At 38.5% G+C, this 25,891-nt stretch carries 25 protein-coding genes; 19 read left to right on the top strand and 6 right to left on the bottom strand.

All coding sequences use genetic code 11. The features are described from left to right. The first annotated feature begins 78 nt into the window (after positions 1-78). The 6 genes from AC5SLP_RS12455 to mog all read left to right on the top strand — a co-directional run bounded on the left by AC5SLP_RS12455 (position 79) and on the right by mog (position 5,882). Positions 79-891, top strand: coding sequence for a peptidylprolyl isomerase (locus AC5SLP_RS12455; RefSeq protein WP_495255483.1), 813 nt, complete (start codon positions 79-81; stop codon positions 889-891). A 207-nt stretch (positions 892-1,098) separates the two neighbouring features. Next, positions 1,099-2,175, top strand: a complete 1,077-nt coding sequence (gene fbaA / locus AC5SLP_RS12450; protein WP_495255482.1) for a class II fructose-bisphosphate aldolase — start codon at positions 1,099-1,101, stop codon at positions 2,173-2,175. 47 nt (positions 2,176-2,222) lie between these two features. Further along, complete coding sequence (locus AC5SLP_RS12445) at positions 2,223-3,095, top strand: 1-aminocyclopropane-1-carboxylate deaminase/D-cysteine desulfhydrase (RefSeq protein ID WP_495255481.1); 873 nt, start codon at positions 2,223-2,225, stop codon at positions 3,093-3,095. 26 nt (positions 3,096-3,121) lie between these two features. Beyond that, the gene (hisD, locus tag AC5SLP_RS12440) at positions 3,122-4,414 is read left to right on the top strand and encodes a histidinol dehydrogenase (RefSeq protein ID WP_495255480.1); all 1,293 of its coding nucleotides are present in this window, start codon (positions 3,122-3,124) and stop codon (positions 4,412-4,414) included. Position 4,415: 1 nt separating this feature from the next. After that, positions 4,416-5,351 carry a ketopantoate reductase family protein gene (locus AC5SLP_RS12435; protein ID WP_495255479.1) on the top strand — a complete coding sequence of 312 codons (936 nt, stop codon included), beginning with the start codon at positions 4,416-4,418 and terminating at the stop codon, positions 5,349-5,351. Beyond that, positions 5,352-5,882 carry a molybdopterin adenylyltransferase gene (mog, locus tag AC5SLP_RS12430; RefSeq protein WP_495255478.1) on the top strand — a complete coding sequence of 177 codons (531 nt, stop codon included), beginning with the start codon at positions 5,352-5,354 and terminating at the stop codon, positions 5,880-5,882. A 47-nt stretch (positions 5,883-5,929) separates the two neighbouring features. On the opposite strand, the gene AC5SLP_RS12425 is transcribed toward mog, so the two are convergent. The 6 genes from AC5SLP_RS12425 to AC5SLP_RS12400 all read right to left on the bottom strand — a co-directional run bounded on the left by AC5SLP_RS12425 (position 5,930) and on the right by AC5SLP_RS12400 (position 13,249). Next, positions 5,930-6,991, bottom strand: coding sequence for a TRAP transporter substrate-binding protein (locus tag AC5SLP_RS12425; protein ID WP_495255477.1), 1,062 nt, complete (start codon positions 6,989-6,991; stop codon positions 5,930-5,932). Between the two features lie 38 nt (positions 6,992-7,029). Further along, positions 7,030-9,660, bottom strand: a complete 2,631-nt coding sequence (locus tag AC5SLP_RS12420; RefSeq protein WP_495255476.1) for a valine--tRNA ligase — start codon at positions 9,658-9,660, stop codon at positions 7,030-7,032. A 61-nt stretch (positions 9,661-9,721) separates the two neighbouring features. Next, entirely contained in the window at positions 9,722-10,366 is a 645-nt protein-coding gene (locus tag AC5SLP_RS12415) for a GGDEF domain-containing protein (RefSeq protein WP_495255475.1), read from the bottom strand. Positions 10,367-10,615: 249 nt separating this feature from the next. Next, the gene (cysK, locus tag AC5SLP_RS12410; protein ID WP_495255474.1) at positions 10,616-11,545 is read right to left on the bottom strand and encodes a cysteine synthase A; all 930 of its coding nucleotides are present in this window, start codon (positions 11,543-11,545) and stop codon (positions 10,616-10,618) included. An 18-nt stretch (positions 11,546-11,563) separates the two neighbouring features. Next, complete coding sequence (locus AC5SLP_RS12405; protein ID WP_495255473.1) at positions 11,564-11,977, bottom strand: RrF2 family transcriptional regulator; 414 nt, start codon at positions 11,975-11,977, stop codon at positions 11,564-11,566. A gap of 9 nt (positions 11,978-11,986) precedes the next feature. Beyond that, on the bottom strand, positions 11,987-13,249 hold the full coding sequence (locus AC5SLP_RS12400; protein WP_495255472.1) for an O-acetylhomoserine aminocarboxypropyltransferase/cysteine synthase family protein: 1,263 nt from the start codon (positions 13,247-13,249) through the stop codon (positions 11,987-11,989). 420 nt (positions 13,250-13,669) lie between these two features. Here AC5SLP_RS12400 and AC5SLP_RS12395 point away from each other — a divergent pair, with 420 nt between their 5' ends. The 13 genes from AC5SLP_RS12395 to AC5SLP_RS12335 all read left to right on the top strand — a co-directional run bounded on the left by AC5SLP_RS12395 (position 13,670) and on the right by AC5SLP_RS12335 (position 25,300). After that, positions 13,670-13,948 carry a DUF2018 family protein gene (locus AC5SLP_RS12395; RefSeq protein WP_495255471.1) on the top strand — a complete coding sequence of 93 codons (279 nt, stop codon included), beginning with the start codon at positions 13,670-13,672 and terminating at the stop codon, positions 13,946-13,948. After that, positions 13,941-14,402 carry a hypothetical protein gene (locus tag AC5SLP_RS12390; protein WP_495255470.1) on the top strand — a complete coding sequence of 154 codons (462 nt, stop codon included), beginning with the start codon at positions 13,941-13,943 and terminating at the stop codon, positions 14,400-14,402. The genes AC5SLP_RS12395 and AC5SLP_RS12390 overlap by 8 nt, the downstream gene beginning before the upstream one ends. A gap of 11 nt (positions 14,403-14,413) precedes the next feature. Beyond that, on the top strand, positions 14,414-15,307 hold the full coding sequence (locus AC5SLP_RS12385) for a polyprenyl synthetase family protein (protein ID WP_495255580.1): 894 nt from the start codon (positions 14,414-14,416) through the stop codon (positions 15,305-15,307). Continuing rightward, a complete protein-coding gene (gene hemA, locus AC5SLP_RS12380) occupies positions 15,307-16,611 on the top strand; it encodes a glutamyl-tRNA reductase (protein WP_495255469.1) in 1,305 nt (434 codons plus the stop codon). Before AC5SLP_RS12385 ends, hemA begins: the two co-directional genes overlap by 1 nt. After that, a complete protein-coding gene (locus AC5SLP_RS12375) occupies positions 16,611-18,314 on the top strand; it encodes a proline--tRNA ligase (RefSeq protein ID WP_495255468.1) in 1,704 nt (567 codons plus the stop codon). Before hemA ends, AC5SLP_RS12375 begins: the two co-directional genes overlap by 1 nt. After that, complete coding sequence (locus AC5SLP_RS12370; RefSeq protein WP_495255467.1) at positions 18,311-18,736, top strand: FxsA family protein; 426 nt, start codon at positions 18,311-18,313, stop codon at positions 18,734-18,736. The genes AC5SLP_RS12375 and AC5SLP_RS12370 overlap by 4 nt, the downstream gene beginning before the upstream one ends. After that, positions 18,684-19,547 carry a DsbA family protein gene (locus tag AC5SLP_RS12365; protein WP_495255466.1) on the top strand — a complete coding sequence of 288 codons (864 nt, stop codon included), beginning with the start codon at positions 18,684-18,686 and terminating at the stop codon, positions 19,545-19,547. The genes AC5SLP_RS12370 and AC5SLP_RS12365 overlap by 53 nt, the downstream gene beginning before the upstream one ends. Beyond that, positions 19,544-20,488, top strand: a complete 945-nt coding sequence (gene hemC, locus AC5SLP_RS12360) for a hydroxymethylbilane synthase (protein WP_495255465.1) — start codon at positions 19,544-19,546, stop codon at positions 20,486-20,488. The genes AC5SLP_RS12365 and hemC overlap by 4 nt, the downstream gene beginning before the upstream one ends. Before the next feature lie 18 nt (positions 20,489-20,506). Next, positions 20,507-22,315: a menaquinone biosynthesis decarboxylase gene (locus AC5SLP_RS12355; protein ID WP_495255464.1), complete on the top strand. Its 1,809-nt coding sequence runs from the start codon at positions 20,507-20,509 to the stop codon at positions 22,313-22,315. Positions 22,316-22,455: 140 nt separating this feature from the next. Further along, on the top strand, positions 22,456-23,049 hold the full coding sequence (locus AC5SLP_RS12350) for a hypothetical protein (RefSeq protein WP_495255463.1): 594 nt from the start codon (positions 22,456-22,458) through the stop codon (positions 23,047-23,049). Between the two features lie 2 nt (positions 23,050-23,051). Continuing rightward, positions 23,052-23,330 carry a CBU_0592 family membrane protein gene (locus tag AC5SLP_RS12345; RefSeq protein ID WP_495255462.1) on the top strand — a complete coding sequence of 93 codons (279 nt, stop codon included), beginning with the start codon at positions 23,052-23,054 and terminating at the stop codon, positions 23,328-23,330. Between the two features lie 154 nt (positions 23,331-23,484). Next, positions 23,485-24,135 (top strand): ferritin family protein, encoded by a 651-nt coding sequence (locus tag AC5SLP_RS12340; protein WP_495255461.1) that lies wholly within the window; start codon positions 23,485-23,487, stop codon positions 24,133-24,135. Between the two features lie 163 nt (positions 24,136-24,298). Then, a complete protein-coding gene (locus tag AC5SLP_RS12335) occupies positions 24,299-25,300 on the top strand; it encodes an aldo/keto reductase (RefSeq protein WP_495255460.1) in 1,002 nt (333 codons plus the stop codon). Positions 25,301-25,891: the final 591 nt, after the last annotated feature.

Genomic DNA, 25,891 nt, shown 5'->3' with positions numbered 1-25,891 from the left:
CTAGCAATTAACACTTTGTTTAAGAAATCGTAATAAGATTTGGGGTACAATACGCGAACTAAAACACAAAGGATTTGAGTGAAAAAAGTTATTCTAAGTAGTATTGCTGCTGCAGTACTTGGTGTGAGTTTAAATGCTACCGTTTATGCAACCGTTAATGGTGAAGATGTGAATGACCAAGACATTGCTGTACTGATGCGTGCAATGCAAGGTGCAAAATTTGAGAGTCTTCCTGCTGATGCTAAACAAAAAATTGTTGAGCAAGCAGTTGAGCGTAAACTTTTAACAACAGAAGCTGTTAAAAGTGGTGTAGAAAAAGACAAAGAGTACCTTGAAGCGCTTAAACGTATTAAAAGTGATCTTGCCCTTGAAATGTGGATGAAAAAAATCTTTGACAGCGTTAAAGTCGATAGTAAAGAAGTCAAAGATTATTATGATAAAAATGCTGATAAATTTATGCAACCCGCAACTGTTAAAGCAAGACATGTGCTTGTTAAAACAGAAGAAGAAGCAAAAGATGTTATCAAACAACTTGAAGGTTTAAGTGGTCAAAAACTTAATGATAAATTTATTGAGTTAGCAACAACTAAATCAACAGGACCAAGTGGTCAAGGTGGCGGTGACCTTGGTTGGTTTGCTGCAAATCAAATGGTAAAACCTTTTGCAGATGCTGCATTCGCACTTAAAAAAGGTGAAATCACTAAAACGCCTGTTCAAACACAATTTGGTTATCATGTTATCCTCGTTGAAGATACAAAACCAGCTGAAAAAGCATCATTTGATACTGTTAAAGCACAAATTGAAAATGGCTTGAAAATGGAAAAATTCCGTGTACAAGTTTCTGAAAAAGCAAAAAAATTACGTCAAAATGCGAAAGTAACTATCAAATAACTCAAAATAACACAAGCTTACCTTCTTTTATTAGGTAAGCTTCTTACCAAAACAGCGAGCATTGCTCTTGTTTTATCTGGGTGTAGGCTTTTATGAGTTTTACGTCTAAAATGTGTCAAATCTGCCTTAAAAAGGCAAAGTCTTAGTGCATAGCGTAGCTTGCTAGGCTTTGCAACTAAGACCTATCAAAATAAAAAAGGCGTTTTCATGTTGAATGCAAAAATTTTTGATTTTGTGAAACCAGGTGTTGTTACGGGTGATGATGTACGAAAAGTGTTTGCCATCGCGAAAGCAAACCAATTTGCAATCCCTGCCGTCAATGTCGTAGGAACAAATTCGATTAATGCTGTGTTAGAAGCAGCCAAGGCGGCCAATTCTCCTGTCATTGTTCAGTTTTCCAACGGTGGCGCTGAATTTTATGCAGGAAAAGGCGTTAATGGACTTAAAGCAGGCGTGCTTGGTGCTATTAGTGGGGCATTGCATGTTCATACACTCGCAGAAGCGTATGGCGTGGCTGTTATTTTACATACTGACCATGCGGCACGTAAGTTATTGCCATGGATTGATGAGCTTTTGAGCGCAAGTGAAATACATTTTGCTAAAACGGGTAAACCGCTTTATAGCTCTCACATGCTAGACCTCTCAGAAGAACCGTTAGAACAAAATGTTCAAACCTGTGTTTCCTACCTCAAACGTATGAGTAAAATTGGTATGACATTGGAAATTGAGCTTGGTTGTACGGGTGGCGAAGAAGATGGTGTGGATAACACACATATGGATAACGCAGCGCTTTATACACAACCACAAGATGTAGCGTATGCATACGAAGAGCTTTTAAACATTAGTCCTAATTTTACAATTGCCGCATCCTTTGGAAATGTTCATGGCGTTTACAAACCGGGTAATGTCAATCTAACACCAAAAATCTTGGATAACTCTCAAAAATATATTGAAGAAAAATTTAAAACCGATGCAAAACCCGTCAATTTCGTATTTCACGGTGGAAGCGGTAGTGAGCTTGCTGATATTCGTGAAGCTGTGAGCTATGGCGTCATTAAAATGAACATCGATACGGATACACAATGGGCATTTTGGGAAGGCGTTAAGGGCTATATTGAAAAATACGCTCCTTATCTTCACGGCCAAATTGGTAACCCAGAAGGTGACGATAAACCGAATAAAAAATATTATGATCCCCGCAAATGGCTTCGCCCTGGTGAAGAGGCGGTCAAAGCGCGTCTTCTTAAGGCGTTTGAAGACCTTAATTGTCTCAACCGTTGCTAATAATCATCACAGAAGCCTCTTTAGAGGCTTCTTCTTTTTACATGTAAATGTTATTTCAAGCCTCTGCTTTTGAAAAGCACTCTTTTAACCATCAGATTTTTTACATTAAGCGCGATGACCTTTTAGATAAACATTTTTCGGGTAATAAGGCGCGAAAGTTTTACTATTTTCTATCGCATGATTTTCCTCACATCCAGCGTGTTATTAGCTCTGGCTCCAACCAATCCAATGCAATGTATTCCCTTTCGGTTTTAGCAAAGCACAAAGGGTGGGAATTTATTTATTGCTGTGACCATCTTCCTTCTTTTCTCAAAAACAATCCAATAGGAAATTATCAAGCAGCACTTGCTAATGGCATGAAGCTTATCGAAAGCCATGAGCGTGATGTCGAAATTCTCAAATGGTCTGATGCGCATACGTTACATGTCAAAGAGGGTGGAAGGCAAAAAGAAGCGGAAGAGGGCATTGCTCTTTTAGCGCAAGAATTGTGCCAAGATGTTGCAACGCATGGTATTGAAGACCCGTATCTTTTTTTACCATCGGGGACTGGCACAACGGCACTTTTTTTACAAAAACATCTTCCTTTTCTCGTGTATACATGTCCTACCGTTGGCAACAGTGATTATTTAAAGCAGCAATGGCAGATGATAGACCATGGTTTGACATCTTTACCGATTATTTTAGAGGGCTCCCAGAAATTTCATTACGGAAAATTGTATCCAGAGCTTTTTATGCTTTGGCAAGAACTGAAAGAAAAAATGGGCGTAGAGTTTGATTTGGTGTATGACCCTGTGGGATGGCATGTCTTTTTAGAACATCATAAATCTCTCAAAGGGACACCGATTTACTTGCATCAAGGAGGACTTCTAGGCAATGCTTCCATGTTGGCTCGGTATGCTCGTAAGGCAAATATGCTATAATAAAGAACTTTTATACAGGATTGACAATGTTACTTTTAAAAACCAGTGAACCCAATTTTCAAGCTCAGTTTGATGTGCTTTTAAAACGTGGGAACATGGATATGGAAAATGTCTCAAAAATTGTTTTAAATATTATCGCTGAAATTAAGGCTGAAGGCAATGGCGCTTTAAAAAATCATATTGAAAAATTTGATAAATGGCATGTTGAAAGCGATGGCGCCCTAGAAGTCTCAACACACGAGATGCAAAAAGCCTACGATGCACTAGACGATAAGCTCAAAACTGCACTAGAACTTGCGTATAAACGTATTTATGCGTACCATGAAAAACTGTTACCAAAATCTTGGCTTGATTTTGAAGCAAATGGAACGGTGCTTGGACAAAAAGTAACTCCCGTAGATCGTGCAGGGCTGTACATTCCAGGTGGCAAAGCAGCTTATCCGAGCAGTCTTTTAATGAATGCGATTCCAGCAATTGTGGCAGGTGTTAAAGAGGTTGTTGTGTGTACGCCTGCACCTAATAATGAGTTAAATCCTTTACTCCTTGCCGCAATGCATCTTTGTGGGATTAAAAAGGCTTTTAAAGTAGGAGGCGCAAGTGCCATTGCTGCGATGGCATATGGTACGCAGAGTATTCCAAAAGTTGATGTGATTACCGGTCCTGGCAATATCTTTGTTGCGACGGCAAAAAAGCTTGTTTTTGGTGAAGTCAATATCGACATGATTGCAGGACCAAGCGAAATCGGCGTTTTAGCAGATACCAGTGCCGATCCGCATCTTTTGGCCATTGATTTACTCTCGCAAGCCGAACACGACGAGATGGCAAGCTCTATTTTAATTACACCTTCTTTGGAAATTGCCGAAAAAACGCGTACCGAAATTTATACATGGTTAGAGACATTATCACGTAAAGCGATTGCAGAAGTTTCGATTAAAGAGCGCGGGGCGATTATTGTTACATCGGACATGGATGAAGCCGTCTCTTTGATGAATCAAATTGCCCCTGAACACCTAGAAATTGTTACATCGCATCCTTTTGATCTTTTACCTAAGATTCACCATGCCGGGGCTATTTTTATGGGTTCGTATACGCCTGAGCCTATAGGTGATTATATCGCAGGGCCTAATCATACCTTGCCAACGGGTGGAACGGCAAAGTTCTATTCTCCTTTGGGTGTTGAGAACTTCTTAAAACGCTCGTCCATCATCAGTATGAGCAAGCAAGGGATTGATGAAATTGGTGAGGCGTGTGCGCTTTTGGCACATACGGAAGGACTTGGCGCGCATGAAGCGAGTGTGAGAGTTCGTTTAAAAAAATAAGATGAAGTTTATTATTTTAGGCGCAGGAGGCGTTGGGAGTTATTTTGGTGCAAAGCTTCTAGAAGCAGGTCATAAAGTCTCTTTCATCGCAAGAGGTGAACATCTAAACGCATTACAAACGTATGGATTACATGTAAAGCATCCAACGCTGAATTTTACGCAAAAAATTAAAGCCATGGGTATAGAAGCGTTGATGGAGTGTGATCCCACGCTCTTTGATGCTATTATCTTGACCACAAAATCAACGGCAACGCGTGATATTGCCATCTCTTTAGCCAAATGGCTTCGAGGTCAAATCAAGCCTCCTTCTATCATCTCCCTTCAAAATGGTGTAGAAAATGAAGCAATTTTGAGTGATTATTTTGCCGAAGAGTTTATCATCGGTGGTTTAACACGCAAAATTGGTGCCCATGTGGTTGCCCCTGGACACATAGAAGCCGTTGGACCTGCTGAAACCATTTTGGGTACGATGCATTCAACCACTGAAAGCGAACAATTTTTGGAAGCTTTGGTGCAAGCCTTAAATCATGCTGGCATACCAACACAAACAACGTATGACATCAAACAAGAGTTATGGAAAAAGCTTATTATCAACAATGGCGTGAATGCCTTGTGCGCTCTTTTAGAAGTGAAAACAGGCGTATTGTTCCAATCGGAAAAGCTAGCGGCATTAGTGTATGGACTCATGCAAGAGACGGCTCATGCGGCAAGAACATTGAATGTTAAAATATCGCAAGATGATGTCGATGCAATGTTTGCTTTAATCAAGCAGTTTGATTCTATTAAGCCTTCCATGTTGGTTGATTTAGAACACAAAAGAGCGTTGGAAATAGAAGAAATCTGTGGTGTTGTGATTCGTGCATTGCATCAAGTAGATGTCGATGCTCCTTATACCAAGACCGTCGCGACCTTACTCGAATTTAAAATGGAGAGATAAATGAATCAAATTAAAATTGGCATATTAACCGTGTCTGATCGTGCAAGCGCGGGTGTTTATGAAGACTTATCTGGCAAAGCCATTATTCAAACACTGAGTGAATATCTTTCTTGCGAATGGGAAAGCGTGTATGAAGTGATTCCAGATGAGCAGACATTGATTGAAGAGGCACTCAAAGATATGGTGGATGTGCAACATTGCTGCCTCATTGTTACCACAGGTGGAACAGGACCAGCACTGAGAGATGTGACACCAGAAGCTACTGAAGCCGTTTGTGGAAAAATGATGCCAGGTTTTGGTGAATTGATGCGTCAAGTAAGCCTCAAATATGTTCCAACCGCCATTTTGTCTCGTCAAACAGCTGGAATTAGAGGAAAATGTCTGATTATTAATCTTCCTGGAAAACCAAAATCCATCCGTGAATGTTTAGATGCTGTTTTCCCAGCGGTTCCTTATTGTGTTGATTTATTAGAAGGGCCTTTTATTACATGTCATGAAGAGGTGATTAAGCCTTTTAGACCTAAGGCTTAAATCAATGCAAGAGGACTTTACATGTAAAGTCCTCTCATGGTAATTTATTACTGTCCGAGTTGTTTGAGGTAGCCGTAATCGCCCATCAATGTCCAAGGACGGACTTTTGCGATGTAAGCGCGTTGAGAGTCTAGTATCTCTTTAAAAACAGGGTCTTTTGCCGCTTGCTCATCTTCAATATCACGTGCTGCCTTTTTCAAAGCTGCCATAACATCCGGTGGAAACTGTTTGACTTGAACATTAGGGTATTCTTTTGAAATATTTGCCCAAGCTTCAGCGTTTGCATTGGTTGCTTGGTCCATTAATTGACTTCCTACCGCTTTAATCGCTACTTCTAAAATCGCTCTTAAATCCGCCGGTAATTTTTCAATTTTCTTTTTATTGGCTAGTAATTGAATTTCACTTGCTGGTTCTTGCCATCCCGTGTAGTAATAATTGGCAAGTTTATGAAAACCCATAGCAAAGTCAAAAACAGGGCTGATCCACTCAACAGCGTCAATTGTATTGCGTTCTAACGCCGTGTAAAGCTCACCAGGAGGTGTACTCATCGCATTCACGCCTAATCGTGCCATGACTTCGCCGCCTTGCCCCGGAATTCTAAATTTTAAGCCTTTGAGGTCGGCTAAAGATTTAATCTCCTTTTTGAACCAACCGCCCATTTGCATACCGGTTGTTCCCATTGGGTATGAGATAAGACCATGTTGGCCGTAAACTTTATCAGCTAACTCTTTACCACCACCGTAATTGTACCAGGCATATTGTTCAGAAATGAGCATACCAAAGGGGACAGTTGTAAAGAAAACCAGCTTATAATCTTTCCCTTTATAATAATACGAAGCAGTATAAGCCAAATCATATTGATCTGCTTTAACCATATCCATAACACCAAAAGGAGATTTGTGTTTATTTGGAAAATCGACTTTGATTTTCAATCGACCATTGGACATTTGCTCAACCGTATGAGCCAATGTTGTTGGTGCTGTTCCTAAAAAAGGAACTTGTTCTCCCCATGTTGAAGCAAGGGTGAGTGTATAAACTTTGTTATCATTACCCGCTTGTGCCGATACAAAGCTTAACATAAAAGCAAAAATTGCTAAGACAAAACGCATTATGTTCTCCTTTATCAATGATTCTTCAATTTTATCTGTTACTTCCCTAATGAATGCAGTTCGTTTTCGATTTTGTCCATCTTGGCTTTAGCATCCTCAAGCCCTTTTTGATTTTCGGCGATGACCTCTTTGGGTGCATTGGCAACAAAACGCTCGTTGGACAACATACCTGAGAGCTTTGCTATCTCTTTCTCAAGTTTGATTTTTTGGTTATTCAAGCGTTCAATAATCGGACTTAAATCAACACCTTCAAGTGGAATAAATACTTCAACATTATCCCCAACATCTGTAGCTGAGTTCGCGATTTTTTCCTCTGTAAAGTCGATATTTTCAACTTTTGCTAATAAACTAATGTATTTAATAGCATCTTTTAAACTATTGGCATTTGCCACTTTAATATAGGCATGTTCAATTTTTTTGTTTCCAAGATCAATATTGGCTTTGGCACGCCTAATGCCGACAATCGCTTCAATCACCAATTCGAATGTTCTTTCAATCTCACTGTCTTGTTGAAGCGCGTGAGGGTAGCGTTTTACCATAATAGATTCATTCTCTTCGAGTGTTGTATCTGACAGTTCTTGGTAGAGGAATTCAGAGATAAACGGCATAAATGGATGTAAAAGTTTCATCGCTTCTTTAAAAATGGCACCGAGTTCTTTCATGCTACTTTTGTCAGCTTTACTGAGCTCAATTCCCCAGTCACAAAATTCACCCCACAAGAAGCGATAGAGTGTCGTTGCCGCATCGTTGAAGCGATAATCGCTAAAGTGTGAGCGTACTTCTTGCATCGCAACGGCGAGACGGCTTTTCATATAAGCCCCCAGCGCTGTTTGAATCTCAATGTTCTCTAAATCTTCAAATGAAGACGCATTCATCAATAAAAAGCGTGAAGCGTTGTAAAGTTTGTTCGTAAAATTGCGAATTTGTTCTAACTTCTCACCACTTAACTTAATATCTCGACCTTGAACGGCTAAAATAGCCAGGGTAAAGCGCAAGGTATCGGCGCTGTATTCTTCAATCGTCACCAATGGGTCGATGACGTTGCCTTTACTTTTACTCATCTTTTGACCGTGTTCATCTTTGACGAGTGCGTGAAGGTAAATATCTTTAAACGGAAGCTCACCCAAAGTATGTTCGCCTGAAAACATCATACGTGCAACCCAGAAGAAGAGAATATCAAAGCCAGTAATGAGCAAGGTATTTGGGTAGAAATCTTTTAAATCGCTTTCATTCCATTTTTCACCTTTAAAAACATCACCATTTTCCCAACCCAAAGTTGAAAAAGGCCATAAACCTGAACTAAACCAAGTGTCTAGAACATCTGGGTCTTGGTGGATTTTGGTACTTTTACATGTAGGGCATTCCTGTTCACTCTCTTCTTCGCTTGCCCACTCATGTCCACATGCATCACAGTAGAAAACAGGGATTTGATGCCCCCACCACAGTTGGCGTGAGATACACCAATCACGAAGCTCTTTCATCCACGCGTTGTAGGAGTTGAGCCAGTGGCTTGGATAAAACTCTGCTAAGTGTTGATTGACTTTTTCGATTGCACCTTCGGCGATCTCTTTTTTAACAAACCATTGTTTAGAAATGTAAGGTTCTACCACATTTTTACAACGATAACAGTGACCTACTTGGTTTTCATAATCTTCGACTTTATCCACAAAGCCTTCGCTTTCAAGTTTTGCCATGATTGGAGCACGTGCTTCTAAACGTTCTAAGCCTTGAAATTCACCGCAAAAGTTATTTAAAATACCGTTGGAATCAAAAATAGTAATAAACTCTAGGTTATGACGCTTTCCAACTTCGTAATCGTTGATATCATGCGCTGGAGTGACCTTAACACAGCCTGTTCCAAAGCTCATATCAACATGCTCGTCGGCAATAATTTCAATTTCACGACCAATGAGGGGTAGAACAACCTTTTTCCCTAAAAGGTGTTTGTAGCGCTCATCTTCAGGGTGTACCATCACAGCAGTATCGCCAAAATAAGTCTCAGGACGCGTGGTCGCAACGACTAAAAAGTCTTTGGAATCTTTCAGAAAATATTTTAAATGATACAATTTACCTTTGTTGGTTTCGTATTCCACTTCGATGTCACTGAGGGCGCCATCATGAGTACACCAATTGACCATGTAGTTACCACGAACGATAAGTCCTTCTTTGTAATACTTAACAAACGCTTTTTTAACAGAATTTTTAAGTCCATCATCCATCGTAAAGCGTTCTCTGCTCCATGCAGGAGAAGTTCCAAGTTTTCGCATTTGATTGAAAATTTGTCCACCACTGTACGCTTTCCATTCCCAGACTTTTTCTAAAAATTTCTCACGTCCGAGTTCTTCTTTTTTAATGCCTTGAGCGAGCAACTGTTTCTCGACAACATTTTGAGTCGCAATACCCGCATGATCCATTCCCGGTTGCCACAACGTTTTAAAACCGTCCATGCGTTTATAACGTGTGATAATATCTTGTAGAGTAAATGTAAGGGCATGTCCGATATGGAGGCTTCCTGTGACATTTGGAGGTGGCATCATGATACAGAAGTTTTTACCTTCTTCTTGAATATTTTTATTGCCATCAATTTCAAAATAGCCTCTTTGTTCCCAAATCTTATAGTAATTTTCTTCAATTTCTTTGGGGGTATAAACAGTACTTTTTTCACTCATGATCGTATGTTGCCTTATAGAATTTTTGGGAGATTATACAAAAAGAGGGGTAAGACTTGGTTTAAGCAAGATAGGTTGCCGTATTTTTGCCCGCTTCTTTAGAGATATAGAGCGCTTGATCTGCTCTTTGTAGCATGATGTTAAAATCATCTTCTTGCTTATACGAGGTATAACCTATACTAAGATTGATTTGTAGGTCTTGATTTTCTTGATTTCGTGTGACAGGAATTGTTTTATTGTTAAACTCTTCTAAAATACGATTCACAATATGAGAAGCAGCATTTTTATCTTCATCAACAATGCAAATAACAAATTCATCACCACCAAAACGAGCGATGGTATCTGAAGCGCGTAACAAATAACGAAGCGTTTGAGCGGTTGTTTTAATAGCTTCATCACCCACCAAATGCCCATAAGTGTCATTGATAGGCTTAAAATCATCGATATCTAAAATAACTAAAAAAAGTTGATTTTGTGAACGTTTGATTTTTTGAATTTCCTTATGAACAATGGTGACAAACATCAAACGATTGTACAATCCTGTTAAACCATCGAAATGGGATAGATTTTCAACTTCTAGGTAACTTTTTTTTAAAAAGTAGGCTAAGAGTGTGACAAGTGTCGAGATAATGACGGTTAAAATAAAAGAATAAATCAACGCTGTATGCACAATGGCTTGTTGGTCATATAACCATTGCGTACTCATGTATTGGTTTTCCGGGAAGGAGGCTAAGTAGTGTTCCACATGCTTATTATGCAGCATAATGACAGGAACGGTGCTCATAAATAAGTTAATAGTAAATGTGATGAAACCTAGTAATATAGGTCTCTTTAGTATAGCTTTTGGAATTCTTTTCATCCTAACGTATGCCCCTTTACGCAGATGGAAAATAGTACCATAAAAAAATTAAAAGAGAGGCTGTGTAAAAGATTAAAATAAAGAGAAAGAGTCGGGTTACGACTCTTTATACTCATATAATCCAGCGCTTAAATAACGCTCACCTGTGTCACACAAAATAGTAACAATTGTTTTACCTTTGTTCTCTGGTTGTTGCGCAATTGTTGATGCTACATAGACATTGGCTCCTGCTGAAATACCGACAAGCAGTCCTTCTTGTTTGGCCAGATTGCGTGATGTTTCAATGGCATTGTCATAGCTCACTTTAATGACTTCATCATAAATTTTTGTGTCTAAAACAGCAGGTACGAAACCAGCCCCAATGCCTTGGATTTTGTGTGGTCCAGGATTGCCCCCTGAAAGCACAGGTGAAGTGTCTGGCTCAACAGCAATAATTTTAATATTTGGATTGAGCTCTTTGAGACGTTTACCTGTTCCTGTGATGGTTCCTCCTGTTCCCACCGCAGCGATAAAAATATCTACTTTGCCATCGGTATCTTTCCATATCTCTTCAGCCGTTGTCGCATAGTGAATCGCAGGGTTGGATTCGTTGGCAAATTGCTGTGGTACGAATGAGTTTGGTATCTCTTTAGAAAGCTCTGCTGCTTTATCCACAGCCCCTCTCATACCCAGTGTAGGCTCTGTTAAGACCAATTCTGCACCCAAAGCGGCAAGAAGCTTACGACGCTCTAAACTCATAGAACTAGGCATTGTTAAGATGAGTTTTAGTCCTAAACTTGCACAAACAGTCGCAAGTCCAATGCCTGTGTTGCCACTGGTTGGCTCAATAATAACCGAATTGTTATCGATTAGTTTTTTATCCAGAGCTGTTTTAATCATATTAAAGCCAATTCTATCTTTCACAGAATGTGAAGGATTAAGAAACTCACATTTGCCAAGGACAAGTGCGTTAGAAGCTTTCGATGCATGGGTTAGCTTCACAAGAGGTGTATTGCCAATAAGTTCAGTTACGTTGTTTGCATACATAATTTAATCCTTTCAAGTTCAAATACTGTAGTTAAGTTGAGCATTAAAACGCTCGGCATAAATCTCAAAGTCCGATAATGGAAAATTAAAGATTTCTTGCAATTTAGCATTGCTCTCGGTATAAAAAATTTGTAAAATAGGGTCTTTCGTCTCACCATCGATGACAGCAAGCGTTCCTTCTAATGCAATCAAAATATCTTTAATTAAAATATCTTGAGCATTTTTTGCAAGTAAATACCCACCGTATGCTCCTCGAACACTTGTAACAAGTCCTGCTTGACGAAGGAGAATTAAAAGTTGTTCAAGATAATTTTGTGGGATTTCAGCTTTCGCCGAAATCTCTTTAATTTGCATGGGTTTATCACTTTTTGATAAAAAAAGCTGATACATGGCACTTAAGCCATACATGCCTTTGGTTGATAATAATGACATAATTTCTCCTTACCCTAATGCAATCGTTAAATCTTCAATCAAATCGTCTGCATTTTCAAGTCCAATGCTCAGACGAATGACACCTTCTTTAATGCCTGCTTTTTCTAACTCATCATGAGAGAGCTGCTGATGGGTCGTACTCGCAGGATGGGTAATGATCGATTTTGAATCACCAATGTTTACAACGACAGAGAAGAGTTTTGTTGTGTTTAAAACATGTTTTGCACTCTCAAAATCTTCTACTTCAAAGCTTAACAAGCCTGATGTTAATCCATCTTTAAAATATTTTTTAGCTCTTTCATGTAAAGGATCACTCTCTAATGCAGGATACGCGACACTTTTGACTTTTGGATGCTTTTTCAAAAATGAAGCAACTTTATACGCATTGTGTGAATGCTCTTTGATACGAAGCGGCAACGTTTCTAAGCCTTGAATCAATAACCACGAATTGTATGGAGAAATCGTTGCTCCAATATCACGAATGAGTGAAAGACGAATCCTGAGTGAAAAAATAGGGAATGGCAATGTTGCATAAACGAGTCCATGATAACTCTCATCTGGCTCATTAAAATGTGCGTAACGAGGATTATCAATTAATTTTGCGTTCAGACCTTTTGCCTCGATGATTAAACCACCAAGCGCTGTGCCTTGTCCACTGATATATTTACTTGCACTGTGAACGCTTACATCAATACCATGGAGTAATGGTTGAAATAAAATAGGCGTAGCAACGGTATTATCGCACACCGTGATAATATTGTATTTTTGCGCTACCGCAACAATTTTCTCGATATTAGGAATCGCAATTTGCGGATTTGAAAGTGATTCAAAGAAAATGGCTTTTGTCTTATCATCAATCAAAGCTTCCAAATCATCGGCATTATCGCTATCAAAAACTTTGGCAGTGATACCAAAGCGTTTAATCGTATGTGTCAATAGTGTTGTAGCACCACCGTAAATTTTCTTAGCAACAATAATGTTATCGCCCACTTCTGCAAGGTTGGCGATTGCAAAAAAGATGGCAGCTTGTCCACTGGCTGTCGCGATGGCAGCTTCTCCGCCTTCTAAAGCAGCGATACGAGATTCTAAAACATCCGTTGTAGGATTGTTAAGACGTGTATAAATAGGTCCAAGCTCACGAAGAGCGAAACGATTTGCCGCTGTTTCTGCACTTCCAAAATCATAAGCAGTTGTTTGATACACAGGTACTGACATTGTTCCAAACTGCTGTTTGTCATATCCGTAATGTAGAGCGAGTGTTTCTTGATTCATAAAAAATCCTTTTTTTGTTTCGTTGCTGAAAGTATAGACTATTTTTAAATCAATGTCAAGTAATTTGATAAAATAACTAATGATTAAAAAAGTAGGGTATATTTTTTTGAGAGGGGAGGGTAGAATTTGCTCAACTATATTTACATGTAAATGTGATAACTGCTTTTACTTGTAAAAAGAATAATACGCCAAGTGACGAATGACACCTCTCTACTAACGCAATAAATTATACAGATTATTATATGTATAATTATATGTAAATAACTATATATAGGCACTTTTAAGATGGCAATTTTTGCCTATATTTTTCATCATTACTAACAGAGTGTTAGTGCTTAAAATCGTGCGCTGTTCTATTTTAGAAGCGCTTTTTCAGAAGAGACGAGCTATAATCGAATGGTTTAAATAGCAGGAGTTTACATGTTATACGAAGACGAAGATGATTTTTTTATGGGGAGTCCTAAGAGTAAGTTTTTTGATATTCTCTTTAATGCCAATAGAGAATTAGTAAAAACAAAACTGCTCGAACTTGTTGATCGTTATTGTGCGATGGAACTATTACTTGAAAGAGAAATGGGTGAGGAAGCAACGGAACAAGCCATTCGTACAACCCTTTTTGAAGAACCTGATGCGATATTGCATCGCAATAATGATCTTTTTATTGCAACCGTTGGGGAAATATTAACTCAAAATGAGTAAAATAACCCATATTTTTTTGGGATGGTTGGTTTTAGCGCATTGCGCCTATGCAGAACAGCCGTTTAAATACCAACATCAATTCATTCTCAAAAAAGACGAACCAGGGTTAATGCTAATCAATCGTAAAGAGGTCACTAAGAAACCAACGGCAGACAATCCCAACAACGAATACCTCCTTCGTTTACGTTGGACACTGTTTACCAATAATATGCTGACGCTTTTAGTCAATTATAGAGGTTATCCGACACAATACGTTCTTGAGAAGCACAATCCATTAAAAAATGTTGTAATACCTTTATTGCCTGATGGCACCAATCGTATTGCTTCAAAAACATATGCCAAAATTGTTTTTAGTGACTTTAATCAAAGTAATCATGAGGCAATTTTAGATATATTTATAGCCGATATTCAAGATCGCATTGAGGTTGAATTTCGTCAGCCTAATAAAAAGTAGGACCGCACGTGCTGGAAAAAGTAGAAAATTTGATGTTAGAGATGGTTTCATCTTTAGGTGATGCCAGAAGTGTTGAACTCTTCCATAGAGTTCCCAAGGGCAAACGCCTACGCGCAAAGCTTATTTTAAAAATTGCAGGCGTGAGTGAATTTTCATTGAAACTTGCTGCCATTGTTGAGTTGATTCATGCGGCGAGTTTACTGCATGATGATGTCATAGATGATGCGTTTACCAGACGTGGCGAAGAGTCTATTAACGCACTTTTTGGCAACAAAACAGCCATTATGTTAGGTGATATTCTCTATTCAAAAGGTTTTAGCGAATTAACATCCATGCCTCAAGAAGTTGCTTACAGCATCTCTCATGCGGTTGCGTTACTCTCCGTAGGCGAACTTTTAGATGTTGAATTAGCACAGTCCTTTAACGATAATTTAGAACGCTACTTCGATATGATTTATAAAAAAACAGCTTCGTTGATAGAAGCTTCTGCAAAAGCTGCTGCTTTACTGGCTGGCAAAGACAGCGCTATTTATGCTCTTTATGGTAAAAATCTTGGACTCGCATTTCAAATTATTGATGATGTTCTTGATATTACCGAATCCAGCGCAACACTTGGCAAACCTTCTTTGAATGACTTTAAAGAGGGCAAAACAACGCTTCCTTACGTTTACATGTATCAACGATTAAATGACCACGATAAAACAATACTCCTGTCACTGTTTGGTGTAACCTTAGATGCTAATCAAGCGGCATGGATTAAAACGAAAATGCAAGAAACCAATGCTATCGTCGATACCATTGATTACGCCAAAAAACTTGGTTTTGAGGCATTACATGCAATTGAGAAAGAAGAAGATGTCGGTTTATCTTCAATTATGAAAGAGATGATTGAGAGGAATTTTTAATGCACTATCTTACCATTAGTTTTACACACAAGAATACTGATATCAAGATTCGTGAAAAACTAGCGTTTAATTCGGAAGAGAAGAGCTGTCATTTTATGGCAACACTTAAAGCCTGTGCGGCAGTGAATGAAGTGATTTTACTTTCTACCTGTAATCGTGTAGAAATCATTGCCAGCGTTACGGATTGTCAGTCTGCGCTGAGTGACGCGTTAGACCTTTTAAGCCATGTTGCTAATGTAACACGCGAAGAATTAGAAGGGCATGCGGATGTGTACGAAGATAATGGTGCTATTCATCATCTTTTTACAGTCTGTTCGTCTCTTGATAGCCTTGTTATTGGGGAAACTCAAATTGCAGGACAGCTAAAAGATGCTTTTAAATATGCTTTTGAAAACAACTATTGTGGTCAAAAACTAGGTCGTGCGATGCACCATGCGTTTCGTTGTGCGGCAGAAGTGCGCAGTCGTACAGACATCTCTAAAAGCCCCGTTTCCGTCTCCAGTGTCGCGGTGAATAAAGCTAAAGATTTATTGGGCAACTTAGGTGGTTTAACAGCTTTGGTTGTTGGAGCAGGGGAGATGAGTCAATTAGCGGCTAAACATCTAATATCCAATGGTGTGAATATTATCATCATTAACCGAAACCTTGAACGTGCCCAAGAACTTGCCGCTGAATTAGGCGAGCTTGCAACGGTTGCGCCTTATTCAAAACTCACAGAATTTATCAATCGTTATCGCCTTGTTTTTTCCGCAACAGGAGCTCCACACAGCGTCATTACCGATGATATGGTGGAAGAGCGAGAATTTTCACGCTATTGGTTCGACATTGCCGTACCTCGCGATATAGATGTGCAAGAACATAAAGACTTACAGGTCTATGCCGTGGATGATCTTGAAGAGATTGTCAATCGCAATATGTCGCTTCGAGAAGAACAAGCCAAGATAGCGTATAGTATCGTTGGACGCTCTACAATGGACTTTTTTAAATGGCTTCAAAGCATGTGCGTGGACCCAATTATCAAAGAGATTCGCGATAATGCAAAAGAGTGTTCACTGCAAGAACTCGAAAAAGCAATCAAAAAAGGGTATATCCCTGAAGAGTTGCAAGACCAAGTAGCGAAAGTCATGCACCATGCTTTTAACTCGTTTTTACATTCTGCAACTAAAAATTTAAAAGAAGTGGCTGAAAAACCAGAAGCCGATACGATTGTCCAAGCAGTGCAATACATTTTTAATATCAATGAAGATCAAACAAAACGAATGAATTTATATAAATGTGAATACCAAATGGGGGGAATGAAATAATGAAGTTTTCAAAACTGTATGCACCAACAACAAAGGACGCGCCAAAAGATGCAACGCTTCCGAGTCATCAATATTTGGTGCGTGGCGGTTTTATCTCTCAAGTAGGAAGTGGGCTTTATAACTTTTTGCCGATGGGAAAAATCGTTTTTGATAAAATCAAAAATGTCGTCAAAGAAGAGATGGATGAAACAGGTGCGCAAGAGATTCAAATGGATGTGGTCACACCTGCGGAGCTTTGGAAACAAAGTGGACGCTATGATGTCTTTGGCAAAGAGTTATGTCGCTTTAAAGATCGAAAAGAAAATGAGTTTGTTTTAGGACCAACGCATGAAGAGGTCGTTGTCGATATCGTTCGAAATCGCATCAACAGTTATAAACAATTACCGCTTCATTTGTACCAAATTACCACGAAGTTTCGTGATGAAGCACGTCCTCGTTTCGGACTTCTTAGAGGTCGCGAATTTACGATGAAAGATGGGTACAGTTTTCATGAAGACGAAGCATGTATGAAAAAAGAGTTTGATGTCATGGAAAAAACCTACACCAAAATCTTTACACGTTTGGGACTTGATTTTAGAGCTGTTGAAGCGGATAGTGGCGCGATTGGTGGAAGTGGAAGTAAAGAATTTATGGTGCTGGCTCAAAACGGTGAAGATGATATCGTTGTGTGTCAGAAATGTGCGTATGCTGCCAATATCGAAGCAGCAAAGCGTGCTCCTAAAACGACGTTAAGCGAAGCTCCCGAAGCCAACCTCTCTAAGTTTAAAACACCTGATATGAAAACGATTGAAGATGTGTGCAATTTCTTCAAAGTTGATCCGTTTTATAGTATTAAAGCCGTGGTAAAAAAAGCCGTTTATGTGGATAAAGAAGAGGTTGTTGTTTTCTTTGTCAGAGGCAATGATGAGCTTCAAGAGACCAAAGCCCAAAATGCGTGTGGCGCACTTGACCTTGTGGATGCAAGCCTTGAAGAAGTCGAACGTGCAGGGCTTAAAGCAGGTTTTATAGGACCTATTGGATTAGAATGTGTAAAATTTTACATAGATTTTGAACTCAAAGAGGCGAAAAATATTATCTGTGGTGCCAACGAAGTGGATTATCATATGGTTGGCGTTTCCATGTTTAATTTTAAAGAAGAACGTTATGCTGATTTAGCCGCGGTTAAAGCGGGAGATACATGTAAATGCTGTGGTGGAGAACTAGGTGTAACCAAAGGCATCGAAGTAGGGCACATTTTTCAACTTGGACAAAAATACGCTAAAGCGATGGGTGCGACTTTCTTGGATAAAAACGGCAAAGCACAACCGTTTTATATGGGATGTTATGGCATTGGTGTGAGTCGATTGGTTGCGGTGATGATTGAAGCGAGCCATGACGATAAAGGGTGTATTTGGAATAAGCAAACCGCTCCTTATCTTTTAGACATCATTGTCTCGAATGTCAAAGATGAAGCACAAAACAGTTACGCAGAAGAAATTTACGCAGCCTTAAAAGCAGCGCATTTCAATGTTCTGCTCGATGATAGAAATGAGCGTTTTGGTTTTAAAATGAAAGACTATGAACTCATTGGCCTTCCATACGCACTGATTGTAGGAAAGGAACTTGAAGAGGGATTTGTTGAAATTGTTGAACGTAAAACGCTGGAAAAAACAGTTCTCAAAAAAGAAGATGCTTTAGCTGCATTGAAGGAACGACTCGCGTGAAATATTTTTTAATCTATCTCTTTTTAGAGGTTTTTGTGACGGTCAATATAGCTTCTTCTATTGGTGCCGTTGCGACATTTCTTGAACTGGTGATTTCGGCCTTGGTCGGTCTGATTCTTCTCGCCAATATGCGTGTGACGCTCATGCAAAACCTAAATGCACTGGTTCAAGGAGAGATTAGCATTGAATCATTTCAACGTTTAAATTTATGGGCAATTGTAGGGGCTATTTTATTTATCTTGCCTGGTTTTTTGGGCGATATAGTAGGCCTTCTTTTGCAATTTAGTTCTATTGTTACTCTGTTTGCTTCAAAATTTTTACATGTAAAAGAGGAAAACCCTCCGCATCATTACACACAAGGAAGAGAAGATGAGATCATTGATGTTGAAGTTCTTGACGACGAGCATCATCGTATTAAGTAGTGTTTCACTTTGGGCTAGTGGTAACGACGATAATTACGACCCTAAAGTTGTCAAATTTTTACAACAAGCCATAGCTCCTAATGAAAATTATACGTTCGATAAAGTGGTGATTATCAAAAAAGAAGCACTAAAAGATATTACTGGTTGGATGGTTTATTTTGTACGCATTGATTTGAAATTGACCAAACAACAAGGGAAAACGATTTCTGTCAATGATATGATTTTTACCAATGGCACGCTAATGAGCAAAGATTTTGCTGATTTAAATAATGGTCGAAGTATCAAAGGGCGTTTTTCACTGGATATGGACCCTAAAGCCTACAATAAAGAACATCTCTTAGCCGGCAATTTTGACGCGCCACATAAAATTGTTGTATTTAGTGACCCCTTATGCCCCTTTTGTATGGATTTTGTGCCTGAAGTCTTAGCCGATGTTACAAAGAACCCTGAGACATTTGCTCTGTTTTACTACCATTTTCCACTCAATATTCACCCGGCATCGCCCACATTGGTAAAAGCAATGCTTCTAGCAGAAGAGAAGGGCGATAAAGAGATTACTCAAAAGGTTTATAAAGCTTATTTGGATATCGAAGAAAAAGATGAACAAAAAATCTTAGATATTTTCAATAAGACATTTGGAAAAAACTTTACGCTTAGTGAAATCAATCAAGAAGCGATTTTAAAACGTGTCGTTGAAGATGAAACCCTTGCCAATGCATTAATGGTGAATGGCACACCAACCATCTATTTTGATGGTAAAAAAGATGAGACAAAGCATCAGTATCGAAAATTTTTGAAAGAGTCTAAATGAAAAAATTAATCATCGCTACGCGTGGTAGTAAACTCGCTCTCTGGCAATCAGAGCACGTCAAAGCAGCGCTTGAAAAAGCCCATCCCGGTCTAGAAGTCGAACTTTCCGTCATGATGACAAAAGGTGATAAAATCCTTGATACGCCTTTAGCAAAAATTGGCGGCAAAGGGCTTTTTACGAAAGAGCTTGAAGAAGCAATGCTCAGAGGTGAAGCGCATATCGCGGTGCATAGCCTAAAAGATGTGCCTATGGAATTTCCTGAAGGTTTAAAACTAGGGGTCATTACGAAACGTGAAGACGTACGCGATGCAATGCTGTCTGAAAAATACAGCTCTTTAGAGGAACTTCCAAAGGGTGCTGTGGTTGGAACAACGAGTTTAAGACGTAGAATGCAACTTTTAAAAATGCGACCTGATTTTGTTATCAAAAACCTTCGCGGCAATGTGAATACACGTATTCGTAAACTAAAAGAGGGTGAATTTGATGCCATCATCTTGGCGAGTGCGGGAATTAATCGTCTAGGACTTGCCAGTGAAGTGAAATTTTTTACACCTATCTCTAAAACGCTCATGATTCCAGCGTCCGGTCAAGCGGCTCTTGGAATTGAAATTGTCTGTGATGCTGAAGTTGAGCGCTTGGTTTCTGTCTTGAATGATGAAAATGCGATTATCGAAACACGTGTAGAACGTGATTTTGTGACGCTGCTGGAAGGTGGTTGTCAAGTGCCGATTGGCGTGAATGCAGAAATCGAAGGTGACTCTTTACATGTAAAAGCCATTCTGGGTCTTCCTGATGGTTCAGAGATGATTTGTGAGAGTTTAAGTGCCTCTAAAAATGATTTTGCGACACTGGGTAAGGCTTTGGCTCAAAATGTGATTGACAAAGGCGCTAAAGCGCTTTTAGAGCGTGCAGAAGCAATTGCTCTGAATGAGATTTTATAAAACTAAAAAGGTACGCCATTGCAACGAATTATCGATCTTTTAAAACAGCACAATCTTCTTCGCGTCATTGATGAAGCTTTAGATATTGACCTTGAAATCCCTCATTTAGCCTATATTGAAGTTAAAAAAGAGGATTCTAAAGCGTTATTGTTTACCAATCCCGTGAGTAAAAGACTCGATAAAACGTTTGATATGCCAGTGCTGATGAATGTTTTTGGCTCTACAAAAGCAACCGAACTTATTTTTGGTAAAAATCCTGATGATGTCGCCAAGAGTATTGAAGCGCTAATGCATATGAAACCACCCACTTCGTTTATGGACAAGCTAGGAATGCTTGGAACACTGTTTAATCTTAAAAATGCACTTCCGAAGCGCCTAAAAAGTAAGGGTATTTGTCAAAGTAAAGTTTTCACTGAACCTAATTTATACGATTTTCCTATTGTGACAACATGGCCTCAGGACGGTGGACCTTTCATCACCATGGGACAAGTGTATACACAAAGTTTAGACGGCACGAAGCAAAATCTAGGCATGTACCGTTTACAAGTATATGATAAAACACGCCTTGGTATGCACTGGCAAATTCATAAAGACAGCGCGCATTTCTTCCATGAGTACAAAAAGGCAGGTCAAAAAATGCCTGTGAGCATTGGCATTGGCGGTGACCCTTTATATATTTGGTGTGGACAAGCGCCTATGCCGATTGGTATGTTTGAATTATTGCTTTATGGTTTCATTAAAGATGAAAATGCACGATTGGTCAAATCTCTTACCAACCCGATTTATGTACCAGAAGATGTGGATATTGTCATTGAGGGTTGGGTTGATCCAACACAGATGGAGATTGAAGGACCTTTTGGCGACCATACAGGGTATTACACCCTAAAAGAGCCGTATCCTGTTATGGACGTAACGTGCATTACCTCAAAAGAGAAGCCTGTCTATCAAGCAACGGTTGTGGGTAAACCACCCCTTGAAGATAAATACATGGGTTGGGCAACGGAGCGTATCTTCTTGCCACTTCTTAAAACAACAGCACCTGATTTGATTGATTATAACATGCCTGAAAATGGTGTTTTTCACAATCTGATTTTGGCAAAGATGAATGTACTCTATCCTGGGCATGCAAAGCAGTTTATGCATGCGTTTTGGGGCGTGGGGCAGATGAGTTTTGTCAAGCATGCTATTTTTGTAGATGAGAATGCACCTGAATTGGGAGATTATGAAAAGATTAGTGATTATATTTTAAATAGAATCAGTGCAAAACGTCTTTTAATCAGTGAAGGAGTTTGCGACGCACTAGATCATGCATCACCCAATGCATTGTTTGGTGGTAAATTAGGTGTTGATTGCACAGGTGACATCATAGATACACCAGCGAAAGCACTTCTTAGCGATGCTGAGCTTTTATTGAAGGTTACCACACATGTTCCTGAAGCGAAAGCACTCAAACAGTATAAAACAGAGACAAAAACTCCCATTACGATTATTGCATTAGAGAAGAAGAGGGCAGGCAAAGAGGTTTATGAAGCGCTAAAACATTTACGCGAGCATATGAAACTGATAATTCTCGTGGATCAAGAGGGGAATGACGTTGATAATGCCTATATGCTTGTTTGGCGTGTTGTCAATAATATTGATGCTTTACGTGATATTTTTATGGAAGAAGAATTTATTGGAATTGACGCAACCACAAAAACGGCTCTTGATGGTTATAGCAGAGAATGGCCAGGCGATACCAACTGTGACCAAGCAACGATTAAAAGCCTGATAGAACGTGGTTTGGTTGAAAATAACCCTTCTTTTTTAAAGTATTTTCATATTTAAAAATAATTTAATGTATATCATCTCTTTATTTAAAAAAGAGATGATATACATATGTAAAACCTAAAGCTTATTTACACCTGATGTATTGAAATATTTCTAAAAATGCACTAAAATAATGTATTTCGACTAAGGAAAAAGCCATGCAAACGTCTTATAAGCCTTTAGTAGAGCGTTTTTTAATCCCTAGGCCTACTTTAATCGAGTGGCAAAAAAGGGCAAAAGAAAAAGAGAATTGGCGTGTCAAACACTTAGCCTATCTTAGGATGCAACTGCTTGTAGAAAAAGAGACATGCGAAGAGATCAAAAAGCATGCCCCTTGTTCTGAAGACCTTTTTTTATTTAGTATCTATCTTTTTTTTCACAATATTGACCATTATATTCCCAAAGATACTTTGATGCGAGGGTTTCGTGAATTTGCTTTACATGTAAAAAGCGGTGTTGAGTATCAGCATGAGTTTGCTGGGCGTATTTGGTCCCTTCGAATGGGAGAAGAATCGAGTAAAAAGATGGTAAATTATTACCGCTTATTTGATATGTTGAAACATTTTACCGCTGCGCAATATGCTCTTTTATTTAGCATGGTATTGGAATTTGTCGAGGCAACAAAAAATAAATACAAAATTGAAACCAATGTATTTCTTGAAGGCAAGACTTGGCAAGAATTATACACATACGATAAAGCATTTTCACTCAAAGTGATTGAAGCTTTTTTTCACCATAAAGGTATTTTATAGAGATGGTATCGATTGATATGGATTTTTTTCAGTTATTAGGTTTTGCAGGGATGCTCTGTATCGTTTTAGCCTATTTTTTATTACAAATCGGCAGATACAATGTTCATTCATTACAGTATCAGTTACTTAATCTCATGGGTGCAATAGCGCTTATTGCTTCACTTTTAGTCCATTTTAATTTAGGTTCCTTTCTTATTGAGGTATTTTGGATTATCATTACCCTTTACGGAATTGTTAAAAATATTCGAAATAAGATCATAAACCATAAAAAAAAGGTTTAATACATATTATTTTATGTATTAAACTATGTAAAATATACTTTTTTTGAATAAAATAAAGAAAGTTGTTTTAAATAATAAAAATTATCAATTACTATTTATTAGTATTTAAGTTTACTTGTTCTAGAATTTCATCATAAATTTTAAAGGAGTTAAGATGCGACAGTATGAGACATACAAGTGTAGTAAATGTGGTAATGAAGTAGAAGTTCAAAATGTAGGTGGTGGAAAGCTTACATGTTGTGGTCAAGAAATGGCATGTATCACCAGTGATTTGACAGCCGTCAATCTAATGAAAGCATTTGCAGGTGAATCTCAAGCACGTAATAAATATGACCTTTTTGCTGATATTGCGCAAGAAGAGGGCTGGCATGCAGTTGCACGTCACTTTAGAGAAGCCGCAGAAAATGAAAAATGGCATGCAAGAGCTGAATTTAAAGCGTATCATAAACTTGTTGATGGCGCAGAGACAGACATAACACTTAAAAACCTTGATTCTGCAATGGCAGGTGAGCATTATGAACACACAACAATGTATCCAGATTTTGCAAAAATCGCAGAAGAAGAGGGGCACAAAGAATTAGCGCGTCTTTTTAATGCTATTGGTAAAGTTGAAGTTGAACATGAACGTGAATATCAAGCATTGCAAGATGCAATGAAAGCAGATGGTTTCTTTAGCGATGAAGAAGAAGAAATTTGGGTTTGTGAAGTCTGTGGACATATTCATAGAGGCAAAAAACCACCAAAAGCATGTCCACTCTGTAAAGTCGGACAAGAGTACTTTAAACGCCAAGATTTAGGAATCTAAATCACAATTTTAGCTAGAAGTAATGCCCTTTCAAGAGCGCTTCTAGCTAATGCTTTCCTATCAAAAACTCGCTACACAACAAATTCTCACAATCTACTATTCTCTAAGGTATAATTCAACACGATAATATATCAGACATCTTCATGTAAGAAGGAAATAGGTCATGAACTATAAAATTTTAGGTAATACAGGTGTTCTTGTATCGGAATTATGTTTGGGAACGATGACCTTTGGCAGTGAGGCTGATGAGCTAGTATCCACTCAATTATTTAAAAAAAGTAGAGATGCTGGCATCAACTTTTTTGATTGTTCCAACAATTATAGCGATGGTAGAGCAGAGCTTATTCTTGGAAAACTCATTCATGATTGTCGTAATGAAGTGATCATTACTTCAAAGGTTTCTCAGCGTGTTGGGCCAGATGTCAATGCACTTGGTTCATCCAGAAGACACATTATGCTTTCTATTGAGCAAAGCCTCTCACGCTTAAAAACAGATAGACTTGATTTATATTTTATTCACCACTTTGACCCGCTTACACCTATGGAAGAGACGCTAAGAGTACTTGATGACCTCGTTCGCCAAGGAAAAGTACTCTATCTTGGCGTCAGTAATTGGGCAGCTTGGCAAATAGCCAAAGCATTAGGAATTTCCGCAAAAAATAGTTTAGCCCGTTTTGAATGCATTGAGCCGATGTACAATTTACTCAAGAGACAAGCAGAAGTAGAAATCTTACCTTTAGCGCAGTCCGAAAAATTGGGCGTCATTCCCTACAGCCCCTTAGCGGCAGGTTTATTAAGTGGCAAATACTCTTCAAATAGCACAAAACCGACAGTAGGGCGTATTGTTGAAAAACAACAGTACGCTAAACGTTACAGCCATCCACGATATTATGAAATCGCAGAGCAATTTGTTCACTACGCGCAAACTTTGGGTGTCAAACCAGGAACCCTTGCCATTAGTTGGACGATGGCAAACCCAACCGTAACAGCACCGATTATTGGCACTAGAAATCTAGCTCAATTAGAAGATTCACTTGCCGCAGTCAATTATAGGCTTGACTCTGAAATATACGATGCTGTAACAAAACTTTCTGATACACCCAGTAATGCAACAGACCGTTTAGAAGAAGACTTGGATGCTTCTTTTAAATTGAGAAATCGGTAATAATTGATAATGTGTAGATGAGATGTATTTAGCGATATTGACTCAATTTTACATACTGATATAAATATTATTGTCTTCCTAAGTATAAAATTTTTTATAAAAAATAATACTTTTCGTTATGAATTTTAAGGTAATAATGACTAAAATGTGACTTTAATAAGACACTTAAAAGTATTTGTGTGACTCAAAAGTAGGGGGCTACTTGAGCTGTATAAATCTTTGAATGGTAAAAGACGCATTGGGCAAACGTACTTAACCAAAGCATCTTTACTTCTCAAAACTATACTTCTTTTATATTTCATCCCTCTTTAGACAGTTCAATAAAAATAGGGGTCAGGGCTAAACTTTTAACTTTTTTACTTAATACAGTTTTACATGTAAAAAGATTTTGAATAAAAAAACTGTGCTGATGACTCATCATTTTCCTTATTTTAATTTTTTACATATAAACATAAAATAACTCGAAAGTAAAAAGTTTAGCCCTGACCCCTAGAATTCTAGAATTCATTATTTTACATGTAAAAGATTTATTGCTTAATTTCATTAAAGTAGCCTGTCCCCTTTATCTCTTATCTCTTTGCATTACACTAA

The sequence above is a fragment of the Sulfurospirillum sp. E15m genome (assembly GCF_059415145.1).
Note: the sequence above shows the minus strand (reverse complement) of the source record. Positions and strands in the feature narration are given on the sequence as shown.

Excerpts from the sequence above, each read along its gene's own strand:
- AC5SLP_RS12445 (WP_495255481.1), top strand. The coding sequence starts at position 2,223 with ATGTTATTTCAAGCCTCTGCTTTTGAAAAGCACTCTTTTAACCATCAG.
- AC5SLP_RS12395 (WP_495255471.1), top strand. The coding sequence starts at position 13,670 with ATGTTATACGAAGACGAAGATGATTTTTTTATGGGGAGTCCTAAGAGT.
- AC5SLP_RS12415 (WP_495255475.1), bottom strand. The coding sequence starts at position 10,366 with ATGAGTACGCAATGGTTATATGACCAACAAGCCATTGTGCATACAGCG.
- AC5SLP_RS12400 (WP_495255472.1), bottom strand. The coding sequence starts at position 13,249 with ATGAATCAAGAAACACTCGCTCTACATTACGGATATGACAAACAGCAG.
- AC5SLP_RS12390 (WP_495255470.1), top strand. The coding sequence starts at position 13,941 with ATGAGTAAAATAACCCATATTTTTTTGGGATGGTTGGTTTTAGCGCAT.
- mog (WP_495255478.1), top strand. The coding sequence starts at position 5,352 with ATGAATCAAATTAAAATTGGCATATTAACCGTGTCTGATCGTGCAAGC.
- cysK (WP_495255474.1), bottom strand. The coding sequence starts at position 11,545 with ATGTATGCAAACAACGTAACTGAACTTATTGGCAATACACCTCTTGTG.
- AC5SLP_RS12350 (WP_495255463.1), top strand. The coding sequence starts at position 22,456 with ATGCAAACGTCTTATAAGCCTTTAGTAGAGCGTTTTTTAATCCCTAGG.
- AC5SLP_RS12405 (WP_495255473.1), bottom strand. The coding sequence starts at position 11,977 with ATGTCATTATTATCAACCAAAGGCATGTATGGCTTAAGTGCCATGTAT.
- hemA (WP_495255469.1), top strand. The coding sequence starts at position 15,307 with ATGCACTATCTTACCATTAGTTTTACACACAAGAATACTGATATCAAG.
- AC5SLP_RS12435 (WP_495255479.1), top strand. The coding sequence starts at position 4,416 with ATGAAGTTTATTATTTTAGGCGCAGGAGGCGTTGGGAGTTATTTTGGT.
- AC5SLP_RS12335 (WP_495255460.1), top strand. The coding sequence starts at position 24,299 with ATGAACTATAAAATTTTAGGTAATACAGGTGTTCTTGTATCGGAATTA.
- AC5SLP_RS12340 (WP_495255461.1), top strand. The coding sequence starts at position 23,485 with ATGCGACAGTATGAGACATACAAGTGTAGTAAATGTGGTAATGAAGTA.
- AC5SLP_RS12420 (WP_495255476.1), bottom strand. The coding sequence starts at position 9,660 with ATGAGTGAAAAAAGTACTGTTTATACCCCCAAAGAAATTGAAGAAAAT.
- AC5SLP_RS12425 (WP_495255477.1), bottom strand. The coding sequence starts at position 6,991 with ATGCGTTTTGTCTTAGCAATTTTTGCTTTTATGTTAAGCTTTGTATCG.
- fbaA (WP_495255482.1), top strand. The coding sequence starts at position 1,099 with ATGTTGAATGCAAAAATTTTTGATTTTGTGAAACCAGGTGTTGTTACG.
- hisD (WP_495255480.1), top strand. The coding sequence starts at position 3,122 with ATGTTACTTTTAAAAACCAGTGAACCCAATTTTCAAGCTCAGTTTGAT.
- AC5SLP_RS12345 (WP_495255462.1), top strand. The coding sequence starts at position 23,052 with ATGGTATCGATTGATATGGATTTTTTTCAGTTATTAGGTTTTGCAGGG.
- AC5SLP_RS12375 (WP_495255468.1), top strand. The coding sequence starts at position 16,611 with ATGAAGTTTTCAAAACTGTATGCACCAACAACAAAGGACGCGCCAAAA.
- hemC (WP_495255465.1), top strand. The coding sequence starts at position 19,544 with ATGAAAAAATTAATCATCGCTACGCGTGGTAGTAAACTCGCTCTCTGG.
- AC5SLP_RS12365 (WP_495255466.1), top strand. The coding sequence starts at position 18,684 with ATGAGATCATTGATGTTGAAGTTCTTGACGACGAGCATCATCGTATTA.